The following is a 25044-nucleotide window of genomic DNA, read 5'->3' as shown; positions in this document are numbered from 1 at the left end:
CCGGTGCGTGTCAGGCCCCAGCGGTATAAACGTGACTCACAGGTATCACCGTCATCGGCGGTACCGGATCCTGGAGGCCCAATGTTGATCATCGCTGGCAGTCTGCGGGTCGAACCGGCCGCACGCGAGGCCTACCTGTCCGGCTGCGCGCAGGTCATCGCGCAGGCCCGTGCCACCGCCGGCTGCCTCGACTTCCTGCTGGCGGCCGACCCGTTGGAGCCCGGCCGGATCCACGTCTACGAGCGCTGGGAGTCTGCGGAGCAGTTGGAGGCGTTCCGTGGCTCCGGGCCGGACGACGGGCCGGAAGTGGCCATCCTCGACGCCGACGTGCGGCGTTACCTGATCTCCGGCGTCGAGGCACCCTGACCCCGCCGCTCAGGTGGGTGGCAAGGGGCCGGTGGGCAGGCCGGGTGCCATCCGACGGATCGACGCGAAGGTGGGCGTGAGGGCGTCGTACAGCTCGGCGAAGAGTGGCAGCAGCGCCGCGTAGGTGGCGGCGGCGGCCGGGTCGGGGCGGATCGTCTCCTCGATCTGCACCAGGTCGGCGGCGAGGTCGATGCTGGGGATCAGCCCGAGCGCCTCCATGCCGAGCAGCGCCGCGCCGAAGCTCGACCCCTCGTGCGCGGCCGGGAAGCTCACCGGCAGGCCGAGCACGTCGGCGAGCATCTGCCGCCACAGGCCGCTGCGGGCGAAGCCGCCACCGGCCCGGACCTCGCGAACCTCGTTACCGGCAGCGCGCACCGAGCTGAGCACCAGCGCGAGTTGCTGACAGACACCCTCCAGCGCGGCCCGCACCAGGTGCTCACGGCGGTGTGCGTGGGTCAACCCCACGTACGCGCCGCGCGGCAGGGCGCTCCAGTGTGGTGCCCGTTCGCTGTGCAGGTACGGCAGCATGATGAGCCCGCCCGAGCCGACCGGCGCGCGGGCCGCCAGCGCGACCAGCTCCTCCTCGGCGTGCTCGCCCAGGTCCGGGGCGAGCGCCGCGCCGGCCCACTTGAGCACGATGCCGCCGTTGTTGATCGCGCCGCCGACCGCCCAACGCTGCTCGGTCAGCGCGTAGCAGAACACCCCGCCGAGTGGGTCCACGCCGGGCCGCTCGACCATCACCCGCATCGCGCCGCTGGTGCCGATCGAGCAGGCCACCATGCCGGGGTGCACAGCGCCCAGGCCCAGGTTCGCCAGCGGCCCGTCGCCCGCGCCGACCACCACCGGGGTGCGCTCTGGCAGGCCGGTCTGGGCCGCGCTCTGCGGGGTGAGGTTGGGCAGCACGGCGGTGGTGGCGACGAGCTGCGGAAGCTGTTCCGCGGTGATGCCGGCGATGCGCAGCGCCTCGTCGTCCCACTCCAGTGTGTGGATGTCGAGCAGGCCGGTGGCCGAGGCGATCGAGTGGTCGGTGACCAGCGTGCCGCAGAGCCGCAGCAACACCCAGTCCTTGATGCCCACCCAGTGCGCCACCCGCTGGAAGATTTTCGGCTCCTGCTCGGCGAACCAGAGCAGCTTGGGCAACGGCGACATCGGATGCATCGGCGTGCCGGTACGCCGGTGCAGGGCCAGCCCCGACGGTGCCGCCCGCAACCGCTCGGCCTGCCGGGTGGAGCGCGAGTCGGCCCAGGTCAGCGACGGGGTGAGGGGGTTGCCGTCAGGATCCAACCCGATCAGGCTGTGCATCGCGGAGCTGAACGACAACCCGACCACCGGCTGCACCAGCTCGGCCACGACGATGCTGATCGACCTGAGCACCGCATCGAGGATCAGTTGCGGGTCCTGCTCGGCGTAGCCCGGTTGCGGGTTGTTCATCGGGTAGCCGGCCAGGTGGCTGCCGAGCTGCCGCCCGTCGGTGTCGTACGCGACGGCCTTGGTGCTGGTGGTGCCGATGTCGACCCCGATCACGACCCCGGGCAGCGTGACTGCCGGCACGACCGTCACCCCCTCGGAGAACATGAACGTCGGCACCAGTATCCCCCTATCGTGCTGATTGCTCCGCCGATCGGATACTTCGCCCGTTTCGACGTGTCCGGGTGCCGTGCCGCACCTGTTGAACCCGACGACACCCAGATTGGTGGCCTGCGCGGCGAAGGAGTCGGCGTGGCAAAGACTGATTCGACGGGTTCCACATGGCGGTACCGGTGGGCGCACCGGCAGAACGTGCGGCGGGTCAGCACGTTCCGTGGCGCTGAGACGGCGTGGCGGCGACGCGACGACGAGTTACGGCGGCTGCGTGCCCTGGCCGCCGACTTCCAGGGTTCGGCGGCTGCCGGCGCCGGCCTGCCGTTGGAGTTGGCCGGCGACGAGGTGGTGCTCTGGGCACTGCCCGCAGCGCAACTGGTCGAGGTGCGACACACCACAGTGCTGCCCGCGCCGGACCTGCATGTCGACCCGCGAACCGGGCCGCTGCGTCCACGCCGCCCCGACGGCGTCCGCGTCACCGACGCCGGCATGGCCGTGATCACCAGTCGTCGGCTCGTGCTGCTCGGCGGACGCGGCCGACGCGACTGGGCGTACGGCCGGATGACCGGCCTGGCCCACGACCCGACCGCACCGGTCACCCTGATCCAGGTGCTGGACCGGCGGCGTACCTCCGGGTTGCTGCTGCCCACCGACGCCGCGCCGGATTTCCGGTTCAAGCTCACCCTGGCCTTCGCCGACGCGATCGAACAGCGCTCCGCGGTGCTCGCCCAGCTCGACGAACTGATCGCCGAGCACGCCCAGCTCAAGCCGTTCCGGCCGGCGGTGGCCACCCCCGGGCAGGCCCGACTGTCGTCGTTCGTACCCGGTGGTCGCAGGAGCATCGCGGTGGCGGCGGCCATCGCGCTGCTGGTGCCGGCGGCGCTGATCGAGTCGAACCCGTCCGACCCGACCGGCGGCGCGGAGGTCGCTGCCGCCGCCACCCCGGCGCCCACCCACAGCGGGGCACCGGCGCTGATCCACCCGGTCGACCCGGCGCTCGCGCTGAAGACCCCACCACCGAAGCAGAAGAAGTCACCGCGCCCCTCGCCCAGCGCGACCACCGACCCGCGCTGCGGGGCACCGGAAAACCCCCTGGGGTACGGCTTCTGCGGCGGCACGCGGATCCGCAAACCGGCCGCCGAGGTGTGCGACTGGTTCGACTGCGTACCGCAGTTCTGGGCGGGTCGCGGCTACCTGGTGCAGTGCCGCGACGGCTCGGTCAGCCTGGCCGGGGGTCGGTCCCACGCCTGTGCCGAGCACAGGGGCGTGCGGCGGATCATCACGAAGTGACCGATTCGAGGCCTGAAGTCCGCTTCGCTCGGCCAGAATGATCGAGTGGAGATCCGGTCCGACGATGGCGCCCGGGTGCGGATACGCCCCGTCGGCTACCAGCCGGGCATCGACCCGCCCGACGACCCCGACGGGGCCACGCCCGGCTGGCACGACTGGCTGCTCATCGAGGTGGACGCCCGCACCGCCGACGGTCAGACCTGGTCACACCACTACCCCAGCCTGATGGTCGAGGAGGCCCGCGCGCTCGGCGGTTGGCTGCACGGGCAGGCCACCGCCGCCCTCGCGTTGAGCGCGCCACCGGCGATGGTCCGGTTCACCGAACCCAACCTGGCCCTGCGCAGCCGGGTGCTGCGCCGCCGCCGGCTGGAGTTGATCGTGGAGTTCTCCGCCGAGTCGTTGCCACCGTGGATGCGCCGCCCGTCCAGCGCGATCTACCCGCTGATCCTCACCGTCTCCGCGGACGCCCTGGCCACCGCCGCCCAGCACTGGGCCGAGCACTGCGAGGCGTACCCGCCGCGTACCCGGTCGAGGTTTCCGACCCGGGGCCGACTCCCCGACCCACTCGGCTAGAGTGATCTTCGTCAGCCACGAGAGGAGGTGAGCCCGGTGACCACCCATCGTCATTCCTGGGCGCTCCTCTCCGCCGTCCCCCTCAGCTGACCTTCCGCGTCGGGGAGCGCCCTCCTTGTCGGAGGACCAATGTCTTTCTCTTCCTTCCGCATCGACGTGCCCGATGCGGTCCTCAATGACCTACGGGCCCGACTGGCCCGTACCCGTTTCACCGACCGCGGCGGCAACCAGCCGTGGCAGGGCGGCGTCGACCCCGACTACCTGCGGGACCTGGTGTCCTACTGGCACGACGGGTACGACTGGCGCGCTCACGAAGCCGAGCTCAACGCGTACCCCCAGCACCTGGCCGTCGTCGGCGGCCGGAAGCTGCACTTCCTGCACGTCCGGGCCGCGCGCCCGGCGGGTACGCCCGCGCCGTTGCCGTTGATCCTCAGCCATGGCTGGCCCAGCAGCTTCGTCGAGATGCTGCCCCTGGTCGACCGGCTGACCAGCCCTGCCGGCGGCGGCTTCGACGTGGTGGTGCCGTCACTGCCCGGCTTCGGCTTCTCGGAGGTCCCAGACGAGCCGGTCACCCGGGCGTTGCTGGCTCGGACGCTGCACGAACTGATGACCGACGTGCTCGGCTACGAGCGGTACGGCGCCTTCGGCGGCGACGTCGGGGGAGTGGTCACGGGCTGGCTGGGCGCCCTCTATCCGGAGCAGGTGGCCGGCATCCACATGATCCATCCACCGTTCCCGGCCAGCTTCGACGCCCGTCCGCTGTCGGCGGCCGAGCAGGCGTACCTGGACGCCGAAACCGCGTACGACGAGACCGACGGCGGCTACAGCGCCATCATGGGCACCCGCCCGGACACTCTCGCGGCGGCGCTCGCCGACTCACCCGCTGGGCTGGCCGCCTGGATCGTCGACAAGTACCGCGACTGGAGCGACAACCACGGGGACCTGGCGAACAGCATCGACCGGGACACCCTGCTCACCATCATCACGCTCTACTGGGTGACTGGCACGATCGGCTCGTCGTTCCGGCAGTACGCGGACTTCGGCCACAACACGCCTCGACCCGACATCACCGTGCCGGCCGCGTTCACGGTGAGCACCGAACCCGCGATGGCCAACTTCCCTCGCTCGATCGCGGAACGGGCCTGTACCGACATCCGGCACTGGAGTGAGCCGGGCCGGGGCGGGCACTTCATGCCGCTGGAGGAGCCGGACCTGCTGGCCACTGAGATGAGGCAGTTCTTCACCTCGCTGTAGGGGCGATGCGCGGCGGCGGAGCCGAGCCCAGCGTGGCCGGCTCCGCCGCTGCCGGAAATTCTCTCCTTTCGGACGCAACGGGATGCATCGATCCGGTGCGCGTTGCCTGTCACGTACGTGAGCGGTTGTACCGCGTGTGACCGTGACCTCTGTGGCCTGTGCCCCCTGGCGGATCGCCTGGGCCGAGCGCGAGAACGAGCGGCGGCAGCGCGCGTACCGCGACGCCACCGACGCCTGGCGGCGCCGCGACGACCACCTGGGTCGGCTCCGCATCGAAGCCGCCAGCTTCCTCGGGTGTACGCAGCCGCGCACCGGCCTGCCGGTGGACCTCGACGACGACGAACTCGTCTTCCGCGTCCTCCCCGTCGCCACGCTCGTCGAGGCCGAGGGGCGGCACGTCCCCGGCCTGCCCACCCCGGGCTGGTGTTCCTTCGCTGAGCCGTCTTCTGACGCACTGCCGGCGGGGCTGCGGACCGTCGACAGGGGCATGGCCGTGGTGACCAGTCGACGGGTCGCCTTCGGCGGCGCTGAACACCGGCGCGAGTGGCGGTACGCCGACCTGATCGGCCCCGCCCACCACCCGGACGTCCCGGTCACCCTGCTGCCTGATCGCGGTCGACTGTCCGGCCTCCTGGTCCCGGTGGGCGCCGTGGTGAACTTCCGCTTCTACCTCACCCTCGCCGCCGCCGACGATCGCGCCGCCGTCATCGCGCAGGTCGACGCGCTGCTGGCCGCGCATCGGGCCGCCCGCCCCGCGCCCGTTGTCCTGGCGGAACCGGAGGACGCACCCCTGACCGCGGTACGCCCCGACCGACGGGCACTCGGCGCTGCCGCCGTCGCGGCAGTGGTGTTCGTGACCCTCGGCCCGGGTGCGCTGGGCCCCGGTGCTCTGGGACCTGGCGCGTGGGGTTCACACGGGCCGGTGGCCTCGGCGGACATCGTGACCATGGAAGTTCCGAGGGTCGGGGCGCTCCTCGTTCCGATCGGCCCCGCCGCGCCCGTGGCACCCCGGTCGCGGATTGGCTCAGCAGAGAGCGCCGTATGGAGTCCGGCTGTCCGACGGTCGACTCCGCCGGCCGTCTCTACAGTGGATCCCCCTGTCGTGGCGGTGGCCCTGCCGTCGACCGCTGCGCCGACCGTCGCCCCGGCCCCGCCGGCCAGTCCGGTGCCCACACCTGACCCGGCCCCCACCACCGACCCACCCGCGTCAGCCCCGCCGACACCGCCCGTCGCGTCGCTCACGCCGACGCCGACCGCGACTGTTACGGCGACGCCCTCATCGGATCCGGGGCTGCTGGCGATCTGCCTGGACCCACTTCAACTGCCGTTGCTGGACCCGCTGCTCTGCCCGTCTCCGGCACCCTGATCAGCGTCCGTGTCGGCGCGGCTCAGTTCATGGCGCTGAAGTCGGGAACGGTCAGGGAGCCGTCCTCCGCGAGGGCGAAGCCCGGGTTCCAGGCGATCTCCCACAGGTGGCCGTCCAGGTCGGCGAAATAACCGGCGTAGCCGCCGTAGAAGGTCTCCCGGGCCGGCTTGGTGATCGTGGCGCCGGCCTTGGTCGCGGTGGCGATCACCTCGTCGACCTCGGCCCGGGAACGGACGTTCTGGGCGAGGGTCATCGCGCCGGTGCCCGGCCCTTCGATGCCCGCGTCCTCGGCCAACTTGTCGCGGCCCCACAGGACGACGGCCAAGCCGCCGGCCTGGAAGAAGACGGTCTCCTCGACCTCCTGGCCCCGCCAGCCGAGCTGCTCGTAGAACGCCTTCGCGCGGGCCACGTCCGCGACGCCCAGGGTGATCAGGCTGATCCGCTGCTCCATGGTCTTCAACCTATCGCCAGCAGCACGCTCGCGGCCTGATCCCATAGCAGTGACTGTGCAGGGCTAGGCGGCGATCGTCCGGGCGGTGGCGTACACGTCAGCGGGTAGGGCGTGGTCGAGGTGCCACAGGACGCGCATAGGTCGGTCGCCGGTATGCGAGTCGTAGGTCATGGTGCCGGCGTAGAGGTACGGCGGTGCGCCCAGGTCACGGTCGGCGATGCGGGTTTCCCGTACGAAGAGGTGCACTGTCGAGCCGCCCGACGTGTAGCGCTGCCCGGTCGCCGACGCCGCCGACGTGGTGCTCTGCGACTCCCACTGGAACAACGTGTCGGTGATGGCCCGGTCGGCGTACATGGTGGTGGGGGAGTAGTGCGCCTCCGACTTGACCAGGGTGACGAAGAACAGGTCGGCCTGGGCGTCGGGCAGCCACTTCACCCCCTCACGCAGTGACCCCGGGTTGGTCATCCCGAAGGCGGCACAAGCCTCGTTGCGGCTGTACCGGGCGTGCACCCGCAACGGCACCGCGCCCGAAGCGACGGTCGGCATCACCCGGTGGATGCGGTCCCGCAGCACCTCGGCGAGCTGCCGCAACTCCGTGCAGCGGGCCGTTTCCTTCCACAGCCGTGCCAGCCGCTCATCGCGCGTCGACAGCGGGGCGTTCGGCCCCCAGAGGCTGAAGTGCAGCATGTCCAACAGTCGACTGTTGCCCGCGTACACCTGCTGACCTGGCGCGGGCGGTCCGGCCGCGACTCGGGTCAGCAGCTCCAGCCGGTCGATGTCGTCGGTGTGCAGCATCCGCCCGATGGCCCGGCCCAGGTCCCGGTCATCGGGGCCGGCGGCGGACGTCTCGATGCCGGCGAGCCGCCGCAGCCCGGTCCAGCCGCCGATGCTGGCCGACCGGTACACGTCCTCGACCTCCAGGCCGGTCTCGCGCAGGAACGTCGCCAGGCTGACGTCGCCGAGCTGTCGCAGCTCGGTCACCAGGCCGGTCTTCGAGGTGGGCAGCGCGCTCTTCAGGTTGGCCAGCACGACTTCCTTGGCCACCCGGTCCAGTTCGACGTGGCAGCCGCTGGGCAGGCTCGGGAAGTCGTCGCGGACCGCCTCGGTGATCGCTCGTCGACTCACCCCGGTCAGGGCACGCCACCGTAGGTCGAAGCGGAAGTTGGCGTGCTGCCCGCCGATGAAGTCGAGCACCGTGAGGCAGGGCTTGTCGTCGTCGAGGCGCAGGCCACGACCGAGCTGTTGCAGGAAGATCGTGGCGCTCTCGGTGGGCCGCAGCATCAGGATCGTGTCGACCATCGGCAGGTCGACGCCCTCGTTGAACAGGTCCACAGTGAAGAGCACCCGCAACTTGCCGGCCTTGAAGTCCCGCAGCATTCCCTTTTGCGTCGAGCGGTCGACTCCCGAGGTCACCGCCGCCGCCGCGACGCCGTGCTGCCTGAACCAGTCGGCCATGAACTCCGCGTGCCCGATGCTGACGCAGAACCCGAGCGCCCGCATCCGACCGACGTCCACCTTGTCGCTGACCGCGCGCAGCACCGACCGCGCCCGCGCGTGGTTGCCGGTGTAGAGGCCGTTGAGTTCTGCCAGGTCGTAGCCCTGGCCACGTTTCCAGGTGACCTGCGACAGGTCCACGTCGTCGTGCAGCCCGAAATACTGGAACGGCGCCAACAACTGCCTCTCCAACGCGTCCCACAGATGCAGCTCAACAGCCGCGCGGCCGTCGAACCACCGGCGCACGTCGCCGCCATCGGTCCGGTCGGGGGTCGCGGTCAGGCCCAGGAGTACGCGGGGGCGCAACCGCTCCAACAGCCGCGTGTACGTCGGTGCCTCGGCGTGGTGGAACTCGTCGACGATCACCATGTCGTACGCCTCGGGGTCGACCTCCCGGCGGTGCAGCGACTGAATGGAGGCGAAGACGTGCTTCCAGCCGTTCGGCTTCTCGCCCGCGACCAAAGTTTCGCCGAAGCTGCCGTCCCCCATGACCTGCCGGAACGTGGACAGGCTCTGCCGCAGGATCTGTTCCTGGTGAGCGACGAAGAGCAGCGAGTCTGCGCGGCCCGCCTTATGTAGCCGGCGGTAGTCGAGGGCAGCGACCACGGTCTTGCCCGTGCCGGTCGCCATCACCACCAAGTTGCGCCACCGTCCATGCACCAACCGCTCCGCGTCCAGGTCGGCAAGGATTTCCGCCTGGTACGGGTACGGGCGCACGTCCAGGTTCGAGATCTCGGTTGGTGCTTCGTCGCGGCGTTCTCCGGTGAGTGCCTGCCGCAGGCGTTCGGCGTCCCTGTCCGCGTCGTACGCCTCGAACGCCGGGTCGTTCCAGTAGTCCTCGAACGTCGCCGTGAACGTGTCGATGACGTGCGGCTGCTCGATGTTCGAGATGCGGACGTTCCACTCCACGCCGTCCACCAGCGCGGTCTTCGACAGGTTCGACGAGCCGACGTACGCGGTGGTGGTGCCGTTCTTGCGGCGGAACAGCCACGCCTTGGCGTGCAGGCGGGTGGTTCGCGTCTCGTAGGACACCTTGACCTCAGCGCCGAGCTCTTTGAGTCGGTCCAGTGCTCGCTGATCGGTTGCGCCGAGGTAGGTGGTGGTGATGACGCGAACCTTGCCGCCCCGGGCGATCAGGTCGCGGATGGCGTGCTCGACGACGCGGAGGCCGTACCACTTGATGAACGCGCAGAGCAGATCCACCTGCTCGGCGGAGGCCATCTCGTGGTTGACCTCGTGGCCGATGCGGGGCTGGTGACGGCCGTTGACCAGCAGCGCGCCGGTGGAGAGGGGAGTGGTCGGGCGCTGCGGGAAGGTGGGTTCCGCGGGTGAGGTTGGTGGGGCGGCGATGGCGTGGAGCAGGTGCTTGGCGTCGGTGACCTGGTCCTGCTCCGTCGCGGCCTTCGGGCTCAGGGCGGCGATGGCGTCGGCGATCTGGTTCGCCATTGCGACCTGGTGGTGGAGCTTGTCGTCGCCGTTGGGGAGGGATTGGAGGGCGCGGGCGGCCAGGGCGGCGATGTGCCGGGCGAGGGTGTGGTGCGCGTCGGCTGGGTCGAGTTTGTGGTGTTGGATCAGGGCGGGATCGACGTGCTGGAGTTGGTTGGCCAGCTCGCGGGTGATGAGGTGCTCGTACACACCCCGCTCAAGATCCGTCATCCTGACAGCCAATCAGCCAAGGCGCGTCTGCAGCGATTGTCCTCGATGCTGGGGGCCATCACGTCGTGGCCAGCCTCGTACCGACCCATGCTGTCGGCAAAGAGTTTGCCCACGGCGAGCATGGTCGGCAAGTTCTCAATGTGAGTGAACTGCAGAATCCTGGTTTGGCTTGGCTGACCGGCTGGTCCAGGCATAAATCAGTCCAAGTCAGTTGGATCGATGCGAGCCTTAACTTCTGCATGCTCGGCCAGCAGGTAGAGCAGGTTTGAGCCGTCGATTAACTCTAATGGCTTGCCTGAAGCGAACTCGTATGAGGCGGGGCCATATCCGCTTGTTGTAACCAAAATTCCCTTAGACGCGCCTTCATTCTGAAGGGTTCCATATAGGTCACGTACAGAAGAAACGTCTACGGTGTTGCGGTAGCGCTTCGCCTGAATGACGACCTTGCCACCGAAAATGGGTCGAGGATCGAACGCCACGCAATCCACACCACCGTCCCGTGACGCACGCGTTTGTTTAGCGTCGAGGCCCATCTTGGCGAATAGGTTTTGGATAAGGCTCTCAAACTCGCCCGGCGTCAGCCTTAGAAGATTTGGTCGCTGGTCGAGGTCGGCCAGCACGTCGACCTCGTCAATGAACCGCTTGTCCACCATGTCGAACTCAAGCACCGGTCGAACTGGCGCAAGGGCCTCGGGACGCTTCGAAACCGACGCGTTCAGGTGTTGCAGACATGCGCCTGGATCGACGCTGCGCAGCGTCAGGGCGGTAAACACTTCGCGGGTCGTTCGGAGTGTCACAAGGCAGGGTTGAACAGCAGTACCAGTGCGCGGGTCGGTTGTGTCGACGATGCCGTTGAAGACCATTGTCTCTACCAGTCCGGCTCGGTCGGACTCGAAGAGTTCATGGATTGTCCGCAGAGTCACTTGGCTCACGATGCTTGCATAGCGTTCCCTTATTTCCTTTGCCGGGCGCGCCACGGTGCTGATCTCGTCACGGGTTTTGACGTAGCGGTACTCTCGCACAGCTGGAATCACGTCCAACGTCGGCAAGTGGTATTCCACCACGAGCTGCCGGGATTCGGGCACGTATGCCAGTCGGTAGTGCTGGGGAAAGTCGTCGGGGTAGACCGAGTTACCGAGCACCATCCCGAAGTAATCCACCACCGCAGCGGGGTCCCCGGCGGCCACTGCGCCTGCAAAGCGATCGACCTCGGCGTTGTGCGCCTTAATTTCGGCCTCGACTTTCGCCCGGTCTTGTTGGTATCCCTGATATGCGAGAGCTAACCGGCGCTGCCGTTCGGCCTCTGCGGCTGCGTGCTGTGCCTGCGCTTGCGCGAAGGCGTGGTGCGCTTGGGCGAGATGCTGCTGATACTTGGCCTGACCGCCGAATAGCTTCCCAATGCCGGATGGGGCAGGGGGTTCGAAACGTCGCCAATCCGGTGGTGACAGGGGAGTGCCGAGAGGCCCTGGTTGGAAGGGTGGGTGATTTACCGATTTGCGAAGGCGCCGAAAATCAATGTGATCGTCCACATCAAGCGTGGCCAGCAGCAAGCCATCGAGCTCCTCTATGCGCGTCTGTAGGTCCGAGTTGTTTGCCGCAACCTCGGCATTGCGCGCCTCCGCGTAGAGTCGCTTGCGCTCTCGTTCATTCGCGGCGGACGCGCGCTCTGCGGCCTTCCTGGCGCGATCTGCCTCACGGTGTAGGTGCTGATGATGCCGGTAGGCGGCGGCTTGAGCCTGCCTCTGGGCGCGCGCGTGGCGAGCTTGCGCCCGTTGCATTTCCTTGAGAATCCCCACGCCATTCCTAAGGTCGCGACGACTGCGGTTCGGACACCATAGCCAGTAACTCGGCGTCCCGACACCCGCTCTGCGGCTGTAATCAAAATTCTTGGACAGAACCTTACGTCCTGCCTTGTTCGTGTTCATTAACGTTCTTAGTGTCGGATCTCCGACAGATGCACCCGTGCGATGCGTGCCTGGCAACCCTAGTTGCTGCACTTGGCCGGCGTTCGGCTCGATGCGAGAGAGACCTGCCAGTGAAGTTGGGCAACGGGCAGCGTTAATGGCAGCCGTGGACCGATTGCTGGCTCACGCCGTGCCTGCACCCACAATCCCTGACCACCGCAGTCATCCACTTGAGTCGGTGCGGCTCCCTGTGGCGCTGCGAACCAAGACATCGAAGATTGGTCCGTCTTCCCAGCTCGGTTGCAGCTTGGTGATCTTGCCCCAGCCCCAGGAACGGTACGCGGTCTGCGCGGCGACATTGTCAGGACGGGCCAGGAGCGTCGTTCGGGACTCTGCTCGACTACCGATCAGGTCTTCATGCAGCACCCTTGCGATGCCCTGACGCCGCCAACCGGAGTGCACCAACAGCTCGCTGAGCGCGAAGGTGCGCTTCCCGTCCTCCTGGGTGAACCCGGGCGGCACGGGCTCGTGAATGCCTTCCCACCATCGCGTGTTTGGAGGTAGCGGGAACCCGTAGATGTATCCGACCAAAGCTCCTTCAACGGTTGCAGTGACGAGCTTCCACCCAGCTCGCTGCATGTGGAGGTCGAGTTGGTGCCGGTAACGCTCCTCACTGTAGAACTCGCCGCAGCCTGCATAGACCTCCAAGTAGAGGTCCACAAGTTGATCGGTGATTCCTTCAGCCTCGTCGGCGCTGTGATGGCGAAGTTGCAGACCTTTGATCACACGTTCACCGCCTGGTCGTATGCATCAACGAACTGACGGGTCGTCGTGGTCGCTTGCAGTGGCGCCGCCAAGCTCCCGCGCACCTGCGCGAGATGCTGACTTACCCGCTTCGAGTTGATCTGGCGCACAGCAGGCAGGACGTCCAGGGCGATACGTGCTGCCGCGTTGACGTCACCCTGCTGGTACGTCGCCTCCGAGAGTCGCACCGTGTAGTACACCTGGTTCCGCCGATGACTAGGTGAGGGGTTGGCAGTGATCGCGCGCAACGACTGGACAGCGCGTTCGGGTCTGCCGAGGGCAAGGTACGAGAGCCCTTCGATCCCGTTCAACTCTTGGGCGTTCACGAAGTGCACGAAACCCTGGTCATCCTCGTGAGGGCCACGATCCAACTCTCGGCGGGCCTTGGTCATCTCGCGACTGAATCCGCTGGCATCCCCGAGAACCGCGTATGCAGGTGCCCGTCGCAGGTGCAGCAACGTGGTGAGTCGAGGTGTGGCCCATCCGGCGGAGATTCGTAGGGCTGCTTCGGCGCAGTGCAGTGACTCGCCGGGCTGACTCTCGCGGATCAGCAGCGACAGGTGCGTGAGGGCACGCACCTCCACCTGTGGGTCGTCCGCGATTCGCGCACGAGTGATGGCCTCATGTAGGTACGGCCGCGCCTCAGACCGGCGATCAGCATCGATGGCGAGCCAGGCAGTCTCGATGGATAAATCAGCAAGGGCGCTTTGGAGCGCGTCACCGACCTCCCGGCTGTAGCTCGCCCGCGCTGCCCAGTCCGACAGCCTCGTGTGCGCTTGCATGGCGACGTCGCAGAGCAGGTCGGCCCCGACGGCCGCGTCGGCCCGCCGGAGATCCTCGACCAGGGAACTGGCGAGCCGTACCTGCTCCATGCCAATGCTTCCCGGAACCTCCACAGACGGCCCGGGGAGCAGGTACGTGTGACCAGCCGCAGCGAGTCCCGCGAGCGCGGCCAGTACGTTGAAGCGTCGACGGTCCGTAGCGCCACCCCCTTTGCTTGATGCCTGCCCCACGCTAACCGCCACGGCTGCAGGGTTGCCTCGCTCAACCACCTGATCATCGGGCGGCGCGCTGATTGCTTCGCCACCCATGGGGCTTGCATCGGGCCAGCAATCCTGACCAGGAAGACGGAACCAGAGGCTCCTTGCCGGCATCCCAAGGAGCTTCGCCCAGTGCACGAGTCGGTCCAGGTGCACGAGCGGTGGTCCGTTCTCCACCCGACTGAGCTGCGCCTGCGTGATCCCCAACCACCCGGCCACCACGGTCTGCGGCAACACGACCCGACCGTGGTACGGATGGCACCGGTACGCCCTGATCACCCGCCCCAGATGCCGCTCGGCGAGGGCATGTCGCACCGGCTCGTGCTCCCAGAAGCTCGCCGGCACCACCGGTGGCGTGCTCAACCGGTCCCGCTCGGCGGCCTGGCACGGCGTACACCGTCCGCTGTCGTTGTCCCGGGCCAGCCGTCCGCCGCACCGAGGGCAGTTCGCGTGGGTCACCGGCGGCTCCGTCCGTCTCGCCTCATCCGAGCCTATCCATTGAACACGCTGCGTAGTGCGCTGGTATACGCACGACGCATATCGTCAAAGGACCGCCAATAGGCGGCAACCGTTCAGGACGTGCGTGCCGTCCGCAGCGCGTCGATGACCACGCCCCAACGCCCCGGCCCGTTCATCGAGTCCAGCGGCTTGCCGTCGGCCACGACCACGCCGGCAGCACGCAGAACCTCCAGGTGACCGGAATAGGCCGGATGCGCCGCCAACTCCGCCTTGGTGTGCGGAAACGCGATGATCGGCAACCCCGCGCCCAGCGATTCGTTGAGGACGCCGAGCGCCAGCGTGTCGTTGATGCCCAGCGCCCATTTCGTCACCGTGTTGAACGTGACGGGCGCGGCCAGCACCACATCGGCCGGTGGGTGCGGCTCGGGGTCGCCGGGCATCCGCCACTCCACGCGTACCAGATAGCCGGTCTTGTCTTGCAGCGCCTGACGGTCGAGCCACGGCGCGGCGGTCGGGCTGACGATCATGCAGACCTGCCACCCGTCGGCGATCAGGAGGTCGACCAGCTCGTCGATGTGTTCGGCCGGGCCTGCGGCGCAGACGACCAGATACAGCACCGGGCGTTCCGTCATGCCCGCAGTCTGCCCGATTCGATCGTCGCGACGTCGACCGCATGCGGATCGCGCATGCCGTCGATGATCACTGTGACATGCCGTCGTACCTGGTCAGCCGGGACAGTCGTCGTATGGCCCGGGGCGGGTGCCTTGTCCCGGAGTTGCGCCGGCCCTCAACGGCGCAACTCCTCCCGCCCGCCCCGGTGCCATCCATGAAGCAACGTCTTGGAGCCGGCATGCCCACCGTGATCGACGACGACCCCGACCGCCCGAGTCTGGTCGCCGCCTGGGAGTCGGTCGACGTGCGGGCCGCCGCCGATTTCTGGTGGACCCTCGAAGACCGCCGAACCGGGCTACTCCCACACCGCGACGCGCCGCTGTTCTTCACCGCGCTGGGCCGCCTCCTGGTCGGCGGCGACGACCCGGCGAACCGGGCGGCGCTGCTCCGGGTGCTCGGCCGTGCGTACCGTCACTTCGACCTGCTCCCGCATGCCACCACCATCGGCGACGCGCTGCTCGCCACCGTGGTTCGCCACGCGCAAACACTGTGGACGCCGCAGCTCGCCATCGCCGCCGGGCGCGCCCGGTGCCACGCCACGCACGCCATCCGCCGCGCCGCCGCGCAGGCCGGCGACGGCCCGGCCTGGTGGCACGTCCAGGTGATCGACCACGACCGGCCGTCGCCCGACATCGCCATCCTGACGGTACGTCCCTGGCGCCGGCTGCCCTTCCAACCAGGTCAGGCGGTGCCGGTCTGCACCCCGCGCCTACCCGGTCACTGGCGTTGGCTCTCCCCGGCCAATGCCCCACGCGCGGACGGCACCGTCGAGCTGCACGTCCGCGCCGTACCCGCCGGCACCGTCTGCCACCGCCTGGTCCATCAGGTATGCCCCGGCGAGCTGCTCTGGTTCGGCCCACCCCTCGACACCGGGCTGAGCCTCGATCCGGCGAGCACGGGCGATCTGCTCCTCGTCGCAGGCGGCACCGGCCTGGCGCCGCTACGCGCCCTGGTCGAGCAGGTCGCCGCCGCACCGGACGGCCGGCGGGTGACGCTGATCGTCGGCGCGCGCACCTTCACCGACCTGTACGACTCGATCGCCCTCGACAAGCTGCAATGCGCCCACGACTGGTTGACCATTGTGCCGGCGTTGTCCGACGACCCCGGCGCGGAGCCGGCCGAACGGGGAGACGCCCTGACCATCGCCCTCGAACACCACCAGCCGGATCAGGACATCTACCTCTGCGGCCCACCCGCGATGCTGGCCCGTGCGCGACCACTGCTGCTCGCCCTCGGCGTTCCGGCCGCCCGGCTCCACCTGCCCAAAGGCTTCGCCCACTGATCGCTGCGCCTTCTCATCCATCGATCGACATGAGACGCTTCATGCCTGAGCGTGTTCGTCTCAGTGCGGGGGGTGAGCGACGTGCGGGATGCTGACGGTCCGTCCCGGTGGTCGATCGAAAAGTTCGGGCTGCCGCTGGCAACCACTTTGCGCACGGAGATCCCTGCGGCGCTGCGCCGCGCGGTCGAGCTTGCCCAGGACGCCCGTGACGCGTCGGAGTTGGACACCGATCATGCGTTCGGCCCGGTTCGGTGGAAGCAGCAGTACGAGGTGTTGCACGAATATCTGCACGACCTCCCCGATGTGGTGGGCGTGCACCCACCGGGTGCGCAGGTGAGAGTCACCATCTGTCGGGGCCACCTTCTGCTGCCCTGGCGGTACACGACGCGGAGCGACCTGGACATGCGCGACGCCCGCCCGGGGCGTGACCTCAACCGGCTGATCCGAGACCTGTTGATCCTCTTTGGGCCTGAGCCGAGCCATGAGGAGGTCACTCTGCCGCTGATGCCGCTCACGCCGGAGGAGGCCCGCGACCGCTCGGCTCTTCGGGAGGCCGTGGAGCAGATGACCGACGAGCCGAGGGTGCTGCTCGTCGGGTTCGCCTGCAACTCCGACGAAGGTTTGCTCCGGGTCTCGTGGGGCGAGGCGGCTCTGCTCGGTGGCACCGAACTCAAATGGGGCCACGTCGAGGACCTGCCAGTCGCACGAGCACGGTGACGGCTTCGCGGGACCGCGAAAAATGTTTCAGGTCAGTAGCGTCTGGGCGTGTCCGACACTTCCTCCGACGATCCGCTGTCCGGCTTCAGCCCCGCGCGGCCCTACACACGGGACACCGCCGGTGACGCTCCCCAAACGCCCGGTGTGCACGTGGTTGTCGAGAACGGCGAGGTCGTTTACGTCGGTTCGACCGGGGATCTACGTCGACGCCTCCGCCAGCACCTGACCGGCAATCGGGGCTCGTCGGTCCTGCACGACCAGGTCGGCCGGCTGCTCGACCAGCACGGTGCTCCGGCTGCGGCTGCTGACATCGCCAATTGGTTGGCTCACTGCGACCTCCGCTGGCCGCGGACCGACGATGCGCGGGGCGTGAAGGAGGCGCTGGTCGCGACCCTTGGGCCTCGATTCAACAGGCATGTGCCGAAGGAAGCGAGGTTGCCAGAGGTCTCCGCGCAGGTGTTGAACGTTGACGACCTGCTGGACCGAGGGTTGATCTGGATTGACGAGTCGTACGTCTTGCACGTCGTGGGAGGCACCGAGCACTACTCCGGCTACCACGGCCAGCGGATCCGCCTACCGAGGAGGATCGAAGACCTGCCAGACCCGGAAGCGCTGCTTCGGCACCGACGCGACGTGGCATGCATGCCTTGACGTCGTAGAACGCCAGAAGCCAGAGCCAGGGTGCGGGATGGTCGGGGGTAGTTCGCGGTAGAGCGTGATGCCTGTGAGGCATCAATATGACTCACAGGCATCACGCTCGTCAGGACAAGTCGGGCCGGACGCCCGTTCGCGCCGCGACCACCAGGCGCGCGGTCAGGAGTAGGTGTCGCCGAACTCGCGTACCCCGTCGACGTCCAGCGTGATCCGGTCGTTCTCGGTCCACTGGCCGGTGGCGGCGAGCCAGCTCGGGTCGTCGCGTTCGTCGATGGTGCTCCAGCTGTGCCGGTGGTGCCGTAGCTGGATCGGCCCGGTCGACTGGCCGGGCGCGAGCGTGCCCTCGGTGAAGGTCAGCTCCACCCAGCCGGGGACTGGCGTTCCGGGGACCGGGTAACTCGGCGGCGCCGGGGTCGTCATCCCGCTGGGCGGCCCGCCTGGCGGGATGAAGAACTGCACGGTCTGCCGGATCCGGTCACAGCCCAGTGCGGCCCAGTCGCAGTTCGGCACCAGCGAGGTGTTGGCGCCCTCGAAGCGCAGGTGGTAGCGGACCTGCACGGTGCTCAGGTCGAGTGGCCCGGTGCCGGTGTTGGTCACCTTCAGCAGGTGCTGGATCTGGTTGTTCGTCGGGGACCAGTCCAGGTTGAAGTAGCTGACCGTCGCGCGGCCCGCCGCGGTGCGCACTGTGGTGGTGGGCGAGGTGTCGGAGTAGCCGCCGAGTGCGCGGGCGGCAATCCCGATCCGGTACGTCGTGCCGGGCGCGAGGTCGGTCAGCGTGATCGTGGTGTCGGTGGTGGAGCCGAGGAAGCGGTACGTGTTCGGCCCGAGCGGCACCTGCACCTCGTAGTTGATCGGCTGCTCGTTGCCAGGCTCGACCCAGGCGGAGGGCGTCCAGCTGAGCGTGAGCTGATGCGGTTCGTTGGCCACCACCGTGGGTGCGCCGGGGGTGCTGATCGCCGGGCCGTCGGCCCGGGCGGCGTTGACGGCGAGCAGGCTCGCCAGCGTGGCTAGGGCGATGGTGGCGGTGACGCGGCGAGCAGGCATAGCCGAATGGTATGCATGCGCATCGATGGCCATCCATCGTCCGTCAGTTCAGTGCGCGCCGACGACGGGCCCAGTCCATTACGCGACGGGTCGGCTCGAAGATGATGCCCGCGCCACGCCGTAGAGACCGACCAGCCGATGCAGGCGCCCTGCGAACACGCGAGCGGCTGCACCGGCTGGGTGGTCGGCTCAGGAGCCGCCCTGGCGCTGGATCCGCCCGTCGCCCGAGACCTTGGCCCGGCCCAGGTCGCGTTCGGTGCCGGCCGGGCCGGTCGCGGTACGGCGGTGCCGTTGGTCGGGCGAGTGCTCCACGGGCGAGCCCTGGCGGCCCGGAGCGCCGCTGCCCGAATGCCGCCGGCCTCGTGCCGACTCGCCGCCGCTGTCGTGTTTGTTCTGCTTGTGGCTACCCATGGATCGCGCGTACCCGGTCCCTGTGCGGCTAGTCCTGAGCCCCCGTCAGCTCCAGCGGCCTCACGGGTTCCAGTAGACGAGGACTCTCGCCTGGTCGAAGCGTCGCTCCTTCAGGTCGGCACGCTGGATCACCCAGTGGATGCTCGCGCCGCCCTGTCTGCCTCCGTGGAATTCGGCCAGCACCACCCAGTCACCATGGTCGGGTGGCCCGCCACCGCGTACCCCTCCGTCGTGGCCGGACCGGCCCGAGGGGTTGGCGCCCAACCAGGCGGGGTTGAAGCCGTTGCATTCAGTGCCGTAGCCGCCCAACAGCAGCGGCGTCCAGCCTCCAGAGAACGGGCCGTCCGGCACCTTGCCCAGGACGTCCTTCCACAACTCGGTCATCTCTTCGAACGGGGGGTCTCCCGGCAGCGGCGGAGACCACGGGGGCCCCGGGATCGTCTTGACGTAGGGCAGCGAGATGTCGACGGTGAGGTGCAGATCGCCCGGTGGGATCTCGGCGTAGACCTCGGCGAACTCTTCGTCGTCCGGCGGAAAGTCAGGCGGGTACTGCTCTCGCTCCTCGACCGCCACGCCTGCCGGCACGTACATGACCTCGCCCCAGCCGCTTTCCTCGGGCCAGCCGAACAACAACAGTTGGCCGTCGGACGGTAGTGGAAGGTCGGTCACGTCTGCCGGAAGGGCAGCGCAGTCGATGGTGGCGATCAGGGGGAACTCGGGGTCCTCGGCGTCAGCCGGAAGCATCACGGGCCCACGGATGGCACCCACAACCGGCCCGTCACCCCCCTGTGTCAGAAAGGCAGACGGGCGGGCAAGCCCCAGCCAGCGCTCCACGTCGCCAGCGGCTATGCCGCGGCGCAGCGCCTCGGCGCGGACCTGATCGAGGATCTTCACGTTTCGGGGAAGCACGGGAGCACCGTAGGTCAACCATGCGACGTTCTCGATCCCGTCAGATGCTGGCTGCCCAAAGACAGGCGTGATACCGCGATTTGCTGTCGGCAGGCAACGGGTGGAAGCGGCCGACCATAGTGTCCGAACCACGGAGTTCTGCGAGCGCGCGATCTGGGGGAGGCGACCATGCAGGCGACCGGGGGTGTGGTGTTACCGGGGGAGCGGGCTCCGGTCCGGGTCAACATGGACAGATGGCGGGCGGGGCTGCCCCCGGAGGCGTGGCCCGACACCCTGCCAGCTGGCGGGGAGCTCTGGCGGCGCGACGTCTTCGTAGTGGCCGACACGTACCGGGCGGGGTCCGCGAGCCCACGGCAACTACTGACCGCCGTGCTGGCCTGGGCTTACGGACCCCTCGGGTACGGCCCGTGGCGCGCCGCCAGGTCGCTCGACGCCGATCCGGGCGGCAAACGCCTGGCGTACGCGCTGGAGGAGGTTTCCACACCAGCGCCCGACCAGGAGGCGTTGTGTACGGCGTACCGCCGCTTCAGTGACCCCGACCACGCTCGTCTGCCCTGGTTGGGGCCGGGCCTGTTCACGAAGGTCCTCTACTTCGTCGGCTACCGGCGTGGGGTGGGTGGTGTGCAACCCCTGATCCTCGACCGTGTCGTGGCCAGCCAGCTCCCGGCCGAGGCGGGCGTCGGCCGCCGCAACGGGTGGTCGTCGGAGGAGTGGCTGGCCTATCTCCGCTGGGCGGCCGAGCAGGCTCGGGTCGGGGGAGTGGAGCCGGACACGGTGGAGATGGCGGGTCGTGCCTGACCAGTGAGGTGGCTATCTGCCGGCGCGTAGGCGGGTGTCCAACGCGTCGAGGTCGGGGAGGAACCAGATGTGCCCACCCCGGTTCGACTCGTGCACCAGCGCGCGCAACGCAGAACTCTCCGCGAGCTGCGCCGAGATGTCGCCGACGACTGCCAGTCGCAGCCGGTAGTTGACGAACTTCTGCATCACGTCGCCGGCGAAGCGGGTGCCCAGCGAGAAGAACCGTTCGTCGAGTCGGTTGGCCGGCACGGCGACCACCTGGGCGCCGAGGAACGCCGCCCCGATCAGGTCCAGCGCATCCTGCTCGGTGGCCAGTGGCGGGCCGTCGGGGTCGCAGACCAGCACCGGCACTCCGGCGCGTTCCTGGATCTCGTCAGGCATCGTGGACCTCCCGGTCGAGCAGGCCGTTGTCGGCGTTGAGTACAGCGTCGAGCAGGTGCAGCAACTCGGCGGTGGCGGCCGGGTCACCCAGGATGATGATCTTCATGCGGTGGCGTTGCGCGTCGTAGACGGTCTGCACCCGCAGCGGATTGGCCTGGTCGTGGGCGGTGTTGGCGCTGGTGAGCACGAGCGTGCCGAGCCGGTCGGCGGCGGCTCTGTCGACACCGTCGATCTGGACGATGCTCGACACCTCCGCCTGCCTGGCGAGGCTGGGCGCGGTCGGGGCCCGACCGGTGAGCGCGTCGAGATCACCGGCGGCGATCCGGTACTGCTTGCCGATCCGCACCGCGCGCAGCCGGCCCGAGCGGATGTAGCTGCGCACCGTCCGCACGTGCAGCCCCAGCCGGTCGGCCACCTGCTCAACTGAGTACATGTCTTCCGTCATCGTTCCCTATCCTATGCCGATAGGGAAGTTTAGTGACAGGTAGGGTCGATTCATTGGCGACATCAGCTCGACAGCGCCCTATCGACACGTGCGCTCCCCTGGGATCAGGAGAGGGGATCGGCCGGCCAACTCGCTCGCGGTGTCGGACGGTTGCCGTACCGTCTGGAAACCATGGACGCGCGGCGCGGCGACGCCATCATCGGGCGGGATCATCCTGCGGGCCTGTTGCGCGCCGAGTTGGACCGCGCCACCACCAGTCACGGCGGCCTCGTCCTGGTGACCGGCGAGCCGGGCATCGGCAAGACGACCCTCGTCACGTCGGCAGCCCGGGAGGCCCGGCACCGTGGCGCGCTGGTGCTCGGCGCTGCGTGCTGGGATTCCGACAGCGCCCCCGGCTACTGGCCGTGGGTGCAGGTGCTGCGCGGCCTGCGTCGATCCGCCGACGACTGGGCGGTGGCGCGACCGGACGCCGAGCCGGCCCTCGCGGCACTTCTCGGTGAGACCGACGCCAGCAAGCAGCAGGCCGAGCGGCTCGCCAGCTGGGCCGGCGTCGACACCGACAGCGTCGACCAGGAGGCGTTCGCGCTGTACGACGCGGTGACCGCCGCACTGGTCGCCGTCTCCCAGCACCGGCCGGTGGTCGTCGTCCTCGACGACCTGCACTGGGCCGACCCGGCCTCACTGCGGTTGCTGAGCTTCGCCGCCCAGCACACCTGGTTCGAGCGGCTCCTGCTGATCGGCACCTACCGTGACGCCGAGGTCGAGTCGGGTGAGCATCCGCTGCGCCCGCTGCTGATGCCGCTCGTCGCGAAGGCCACCACGATCACCCTCACCGGTTTCACCCGCGACGAGGTGGCCGCGCTGATGACCCGGACCGCCGGACGCGAGCCCGAGGCCGGCCTGGTCGACGAGGTGCACCGGCGTACCGGCGGCAACCCGTTCTTCGTCGAGCAGACCGCGCGGCTGTGGCACGCCGACGACGCGGTCGGCGCGATCGCGCCAGGCGTACGGGAGGCGGTGCGCCGCCGCCTGGCCCAGCTGCCCGCCGCCGTGGTCGAAGCGCTGACCGTCGCCGCTGTGCTGGGTCGTGAGTTCCACCGCCAGGTCCTCGCGGCCTGCGTCGCCGCCCCGGCCGCGCAGGTCGACCGGCTACTCGACCGGGCGGTGACCGCCCGGCTGGTGGTCTCCCGGGGCGGTGGCCGCTTCGCGTTCGCCCACGACCTGGTCCGCGAAACCCTCTACGACGGGCTGACCGACGACGACCGGCAGGCCCGACACGCCGCGCTCGTCCGCGCGGTCGACGACCTGCCGGAGCTCACCGAACGGCTGATCCCCGCCGACCTCGCCCGCCACGCCTACCTCGCCGGCCCCGCGCTCGACCCGGCCCGGGTGGCCACCCTGCTGGTCGCCGCCGGGCGGGACGCGTTCGTCCGGCTGGCCGGCGACGAGGCGGCCGTGCACTTCCGTCGAGCGCTGGAGGTCGTCGACGACCGGGAACAACGAGTGCGCATCCTGGTCGAGTTCGGTGAGACGCAGTACCACCACGCCGGTCGGGAAGAGGCCATCGCGCTGCTCACCGAGGCCGGGGTGCTGGCTCGTACCCTCGACGACCCGGTGCTGCTGGCCCGCGTCGCCCTCATCGTGAACCGCGCCCGCCAGGTCGAGGTCGCCTTCTCCGTCGAGGCGGCGGAGCTGGTGCGCGAGGCGTACCGGCGGCTGATCGGCGAACCGGCCGCCGACGCGTCGGTCGGCACGCTGGTCGCCGACCTGATCACCGCGACCGAGACGATCGCCCGTCGAGGGCAGGACGACGAGGCGCTCACCTTCAGCCTCTGGGCCCGCCACGACACCACCTGGGGTTTGGGCACCGCGGCGGCCCGCGCCGCGCTCACCGCCGAGATCCGGGACGTGGCCCGCCGGACACCAGACCGGGAGACCGAGCTGTGGGCCACCGCGCTGCGCTGGGTGGCGCTGCTGGAGCTGGGCGATCCCGGCTTCATCGGGGAGTTCACCACCTTCGTCAACGCGGACCGGCACGGCGACCCCACCCGGTACCGGATAGCGGCCTCCGTCGACAGCGCCATCATCGCGGCCTTCCGGGGCGACTTCGCCGAGGCCGACGAGCGGTTCGCCGACATCACCGACATCGCTGACCCGAGCCATGCCGAGTTCGGGTTCATGGGCCATCACCTGCGCTGGTCCCGGCTGCTGCTTGAGGGTCGGTTCGCCGAGGCCGACACCCTGCTGGACGGGCTGGCCCCGACCGACTACCCCTACCGGGAGCTGCTGCAAGCGATCACCGCGGCGGAGCGGGGCGACGACGAGACGGCGGTGCGGCTGACCGCCGGCATCGAGGCCGCCGCCGTCCGGTACCCGCGCCCGGTGTCACCGCTCTGGCTCCGGCTACGCGCGCAGGCCGCTGCCGCGTCCGCCGACCCGCAGCGCTGCGACGTCGCACGGGCCGCGCTCGCCCCGCATCGTGGAGAGTGGATGGTGGGGCTGTTCGGCTGCGACATCAGCGGCCCGGTCGACTACTGGCTGGCGCTGATCGACGCCGCCCAGGGCCGCTGGGACGACGCCGTCGCCGGCTTCACCGCCGCCCACCACTCCGCCGACCGGTTGGGCTCCCGGCCCTGGTCGCTGCTCGCCCGCACCGGCCTCGTGCATGCCCTCGCCAGCCGAGGCCGCCCGGACGACACCGCGACGGTGACCCTGCTGCGGGCCGCCACCATCCAGGAGGCGACCGCTCTCGGCATGACGCAGGTGCTCCACCGTCTCGCCGCCCCGACGACCCCCGACACCGACCGCCCGGACCACACCCCCGCGCCGGGCCGGACTGCCGTACCGGGCCAGGCTGCCGTGCCGGGCGAGGCCATCGCGCCGGGTCAGGCCGCCGCGCCCAGCCAGGCCGTGCCGGTCGCGTCGGCCATCGCGGGGTACGAGTTTCGGCGCGACGGGCCGGTCTGGCAACTCGCGTACGCCGGTGTGGTCGTGCACCTGCCCGATGCCAAGGGGTTGCACGACCTGCACCTGCTGCTGAGCCACCCGGGCAGTGACGTGCCGGCGGTCGAGCTGCTCGACCCGGCGGCCGGGCCGGAACTGGTGGCCGCCCGCCGGATGGGAGCCGACCCGGTCCTCGACGACGAGGCGAAGGCCCGCTACCGGCGGCACCTGGCCCGCCTCGACGAGGAGATCGACCGGGCCGCCGCCCGCGATGACGACCTCAAGGTGTCCAAACTGGACGTCGAGCGGGGTGCACTGCTCGACGAGCTGCGTGCCGCGGCGGGCCTCGCCGGCCGGAGCCGCCGCCTGGGCGACGAGGCCGAACGGGCCCGCAAGACGGTGACCGCGCGGATCCGCGACACGCTACGCAAGCTCGACGACCGGCACCCGGCACTGGCGAGCCACCTGCGCGACTCCGTCTCCACCGGCACCACCTGCCGCTACCGGCCCGCCGAGCCGCTGCCCTGGCGGCTCTGAACCCACGGTCGGG

Annotated in this window: 22 protein-coding genes; 10 read left to right on the top strand and 12 right to left on the bottom strand. The window is 69.4% G+C overall.

The window, feature by feature from the left end:
• The first annotated feature begins 81 nt into the window (after positions 1 to 81).
• Complete coding sequence (locus IF22_RS0112455) at positions 82 to 366, top strand: putative quinol monooxygenase (RefSeq protein WP_030331430.1); 285 nt, start codon at positions 82 to 84, stop codon at positions 364 to 366.
• A 9-nt stretch (positions 367 to 375) separates the two neighbouring features.
• Here IF22_RS0112455 and IF22_RS0112450 read toward each other — a convergent pair whose 3' ends face one another.
• Positions 376 to 1953, bottom strand: coding sequence for a gluconokinase (locus IF22_RS0112450; RefSeq protein ID WP_245233617.1), 1578 nt, complete (start codon positions 1951 to 1953; stop codon positions 376 to 378).
• A 132-nt stretch (positions 1954 to 2085) separates the two neighbouring features.
• Between IF22_RS0112450 and IF22_RS0112445 the strand changes: the two genes are divergently transcribed.
• From IF22_RS0112445 to IF22_RS33755, 4 genes are all read left to right on the top strand, one after another.
• Positions 2086 to 3237 (top strand): hypothetical protein, encoded by a 1152-nt coding sequence (locus tag IF22_RS0112445; protein WP_030331427.1) that lies wholly within the window; start codon positions 2086 to 2088, stop codon positions 3235 to 3237.
• A 45-nt stretch (positions 3238 to 3282) separates the two neighbouring features.
• Complete coding sequence (locus IF22_RS0112440) at positions 3283 to 3810, top strand: WapI family immunity protein (protein WP_030331425.1); 528 nt, start codon at positions 3283 to 3285, stop codon at positions 3808 to 3810.
• 129 nt (positions 3811 to 3939) lie between these two features.
• A complete protein-coding gene (locus tag IF22_RS0112435) occupies positions 3940 to 5064 on the top strand; it encodes an epoxide hydrolase family protein (RefSeq protein WP_030331424.1) in 1125 nt (374 codons plus the stop codon).
• A gap of 151 nt (positions 5065 to 5215) precedes the next feature.
• Positions 5216 to 6430, top strand: coding sequence for a hypothetical protein (locus IF22_RS33755; RefSeq protein ID WP_156057506.1), 1215 nt, complete (start codon positions 5216 to 5218; stop codon positions 6428 to 6430).
• A gap of 22 nt (positions 6431 to 6452) precedes the next feature.
• On the opposite strand, the gene IF22_RS0112425 is transcribed toward IF22_RS33755, so the two are convergent.
• The 6 genes from IF22_RS0112425 to IF22_RS0112400 form a co-directional block, all read right to left on the bottom strand.
• Positions 6453 to 6881 carry a VOC family protein gene (locus IF22_RS0112425; protein WP_030331420.1) on the bottom strand — a complete coding sequence of 143 codons (429 nt, stop codon included), beginning with the start codon at positions 6879 to 6881 and terminating at the stop codon, positions 6453 to 6455.
• Between the two features lie 63 nt (positions 6882 to 6944).
• Entirely contained in the window at positions 6945 to 10031 is a 3087-nt protein-coding gene (locus tag IF22_RS0112420; RefSeq protein WP_030331418.1) for a DEAD/DEAH box helicase, read from the bottom strand.
• A 197-nt stretch (positions 10032 to 10228) separates the two neighbouring features.
• The gene (locus tag IF22_RS34355; RefSeq protein WP_245233616.1) at positions 10229 to 11956 is read right to left on the bottom strand and encodes a restriction endonuclease; all 1728 of its coding nucleotides are present in this window, start codon (positions 11954 to 11956) and stop codon (positions 10229 to 10231) included.
• Between the two features lie 201 nt (positions 11957 to 12157).
• A complete protein-coding gene (locus tag IF22_RS0112410; protein ID WP_030331414.1) occupies positions 12158 to 12721 on the bottom strand; it encodes a GNAT family N-acetyltransferase in 564 nt (187 codons plus the stop codon).
• A complete protein-coding gene (locus IF22_RS35900; protein WP_245233615.1) occupies positions 12718 to 14016 on the bottom strand; it encodes an NsdA family TPR-like regulatory protein in 1299 nt (432 codons plus the stop codon). The genes IF22_RS0112410 and IF22_RS35900 overlap by 4 nt, the downstream gene beginning before the upstream one ends.
• 335 nt (positions 14017 to 14351) lie before the next feature.
• Positions 14352 to 14870, bottom strand: coding sequence for a flavoprotein (locus IF22_RS0112400; RefSeq protein ID WP_030331410.1), 519 nt, complete (start codon positions 14868 to 14870; stop codon positions 14352 to 14354).
• Positions 14871 to 15088: 218 nt separating this feature from the next.
• On the opposite strand from IF22_RS0112400, the gene IF22_RS0112395 reads away from it, so the two are divergent.
• The 3 genes from IF22_RS0112395 to IF22_RS34970 all read left to right on the top strand — a co-directional run bounded on the left by IF22_RS0112395 (position 15089) and on the right by IF22_RS34970 (position 17560).
• Positions 15089 to 16192, top strand: a complete 1104-nt coding sequence (locus IF22_RS0112395) for an FAD-binding oxidoreductase (RefSeq protein WP_051708397.1) — start codon at positions 15089 to 15091, stop codon at positions 16190 to 16192.
• Between the two features lie 72 nt (positions 16193 to 16264).
• Positions 16265 to 16909, top strand: a complete 645-nt coding sequence (locus tag IF22_RS0112390) for a hypothetical protein (RefSeq protein ID WP_156057503.1) — start codon at positions 16265 to 16267, stop codon at positions 16907 to 16909.
• Between the two features lie 48 nt (positions 16910 to 16957).
• The gene (locus IF22_RS34970) at positions 16958 to 17560 is read left to right on the top strand and encodes a GIY-YIG nuclease family protein (protein ID WP_167337297.1); all 603 of its coding nucleotides are present in this window, start codon (positions 16958 to 16960) and stop codon (positions 17558 to 17560) included.
• A gap of 162 nt (positions 17561 to 17722) precedes the next feature.
• Here IF22_RS34970 and IF22_RS0112375 read toward each other — a convergent pair whose 3' ends face one another.
• The 3 genes from IF22_RS0112375 to IF22_RS0112365 all read right to left on the bottom strand — a co-directional run bounded on the left by IF22_RS0112375 (position 17723) and on the right by IF22_RS0112365 (position 19927).
• Positions 17723 to 18607 (bottom strand): fibronectin type III domain-containing protein, encoded by an 885-nt coding sequence (locus IF22_RS0112375; RefSeq protein ID WP_030331400.1) that lies wholly within the window; start codon positions 18605 to 18607, stop codon positions 17723 to 17725.
• A gap of 189 nt (positions 18608 to 18796) precedes the next feature.
• On the bottom strand, positions 18797 to 19018 hold the full coding sequence (locus tag IF22_RS33740) for a hypothetical protein (protein WP_030331398.1): 222 nt from the start codon (positions 19016 to 19018) through the stop codon (positions 18797 to 18799).
• Between the two features lie 60 nt (positions 19019 to 19078).
• Positions 19079 to 19927 (bottom strand): YwqG family protein, encoded by an 849-nt coding sequence (locus IF22_RS0112365; RefSeq protein ID WP_156057494.1) that lies wholly within the window; start codon positions 19925 to 19927, stop codon positions 19079 to 19081.
• Between the two features lie 168 nt (positions 19928 to 20095).
• Between IF22_RS0112365 and IF22_RS0112360 the strand changes: the two genes are divergently transcribed.
• Entirely contained in the window at positions 20096 to 20725 is a 630-nt protein-coding gene (locus IF22_RS0112360; protein WP_030331394.1) for an 8-oxoguanine DNA glycosylase OGG fold protein, read from the top strand.
• 12 nt (positions 20726 to 20737) lie between these two features.
• Here the strand turns inward: IF22_RS0112360 and IF22_RS0112355 are convergent, their stop codons facing one another.
• Both IF22_RS0112355 and IF22_RS0112350 read right to left on the bottom strand, forming a co-directional pair.
• Positions 20738 to 21106: a DUF4180 domain-containing protein gene (locus IF22_RS0112355; RefSeq protein ID WP_030331392.1), complete on the bottom strand. Its 369-nt coding sequence runs from the start codon at positions 21104 to 21106 to the stop codon at positions 20738 to 20740.
• Complete coding sequence (locus tag IF22_RS0112350) at positions 21099 to 21551, bottom strand: helix-turn-helix domain-containing protein (protein ID WP_030331390.1); 453 nt, start codon at positions 21549 to 21551, stop codon at positions 21099 to 21101. Before IF22_RS0112350 ends, IF22_RS0112355 begins: the two co-directional genes overlap by 8 nt.
• Positions 21552 to 21722: 171 nt before the next feature.
• Between IF22_RS0112350 and IF22_RS0112345 the strand changes: the two genes are divergently transcribed.
• Positions 21723 to 25031 carry an ATP-binding protein gene (locus tag IF22_RS0112345; protein ID WP_030331388.1) on the top strand — a complete coding sequence of 1103 codons (3309 nt, stop codon included), beginning with the start codon at positions 21723 to 21725 and terminating at the stop codon, positions 25029 to 25031.
• Positions 25032 to 25044: the final 13 nt, after the last annotated feature.

The organism is Micromonospora parva (genome assembly GCF_000718515.1).
GTDB classification, from domain to species: domain Bacteria; phylum Actinomycetota; class Actinomycetes; order Mycobacteriales; family Micromonosporaceae; genus Micromonospora; species Micromonospora parva.
This window is presented reverse-complemented; position numbering and strand designations above follow the sequence as displayed.

What these genes read in the sequence shown, in the direction of transcription:
- IF22_RS0112345 (WP_030331388.1), top strand. Translation starts at nt 21,723, where the DNA reads ATGGACGCGCGGCGCGGCGACGCCATCATCGGGCGGGATCATCCTGCG.
- IF22_RS0112455 (WP_030331430.1), top strand. Translation starts at nt 82, where the DNA reads ATGTTGATCATCGCTGGCAGTCTGCGGGTCGAACCGGCCGCACGCGAG.
- IF22_RS0112400 (WP_030331410.1), bottom strand. Translation starts at nt 14,870, where the DNA reads ATGACGGAACGCCCGGTGCTGTATCTGGTCGTCTGCGCCGCAGGCCCG.
- IF22_RS34355 (WP_245233616.1), bottom strand. Translation starts at nt 11,956, where the DNA reads ATGAACACGAACAAGGCAGGACGTAAGGTTCTGTCCAAGAATTTTGAT.
- IF22_RS0112435 (WP_030331424.1), top strand. Translation starts at nt 3,940, where the DNA reads ATGTCTTTCTCTTCCTTCCGCATCGACGTGCCCGATGCGGTCCTCAAT.
- IF22_RS0112420 (WP_030331418.1), bottom strand. Translation starts at nt 10,031, where the DNA reads ATGACGGATCTTGAGCGGGGTGTGTACGAGCACCTCATCACCCGCGAG.
- IF22_RS0112395 (WP_051708397.1), top strand. Translation starts at nt 15,089, where the DNA reads ATGCCCACCGTGATCGACGACGACCCCGACCGCCCGAGTCTGGTCGCC.
- IF22_RS0112375 (WP_030331400.1), bottom strand. Translation starts at nt 18,607, where the DNA reads ATGCCTGCTCGCCGCGTCACCGCCACCATCGCCCTAGCCACGCTGGCG.
- IF22_RS0112355 (WP_030331392.1), bottom strand. Translation starts at nt 21,106, where the DNA reads ATGCCTGACGAGATCCAGGAACGCGCCGGAGTGCCGGTGCTGGTCTGC.
- IF22_RS33740 (WP_030331398.1), bottom strand. Translation starts at nt 19,018, where the DNA reads ATGGGTAGCCACAAGCAGAACAAACACGACAGCGGCGGCGAGTCGGCA.
- IF22_RS0112360 (WP_030331394.1), top strand. Translation starts at nt 20,096, where the DNA reads ATGCAGGCGACCGGGGGTGTGGTGTTACCGGGGGAGCGGGCTCCGGTC.
- IF22_RS0112350 (WP_030331390.1), bottom strand. Translation starts at nt 21,551, where the DNA reads ATGACGGAAGACATGTACTCAGTTGAGCAGGTGGCCGACCGGCTGGGG.
- IF22_RS0112425 (WP_030331420.1), bottom strand. Translation starts at nt 6,881, where the DNA reads ATGGAGCAGCGGATCAGCCTGATCACCCTGGGCGTCGCGGACGTGGCC.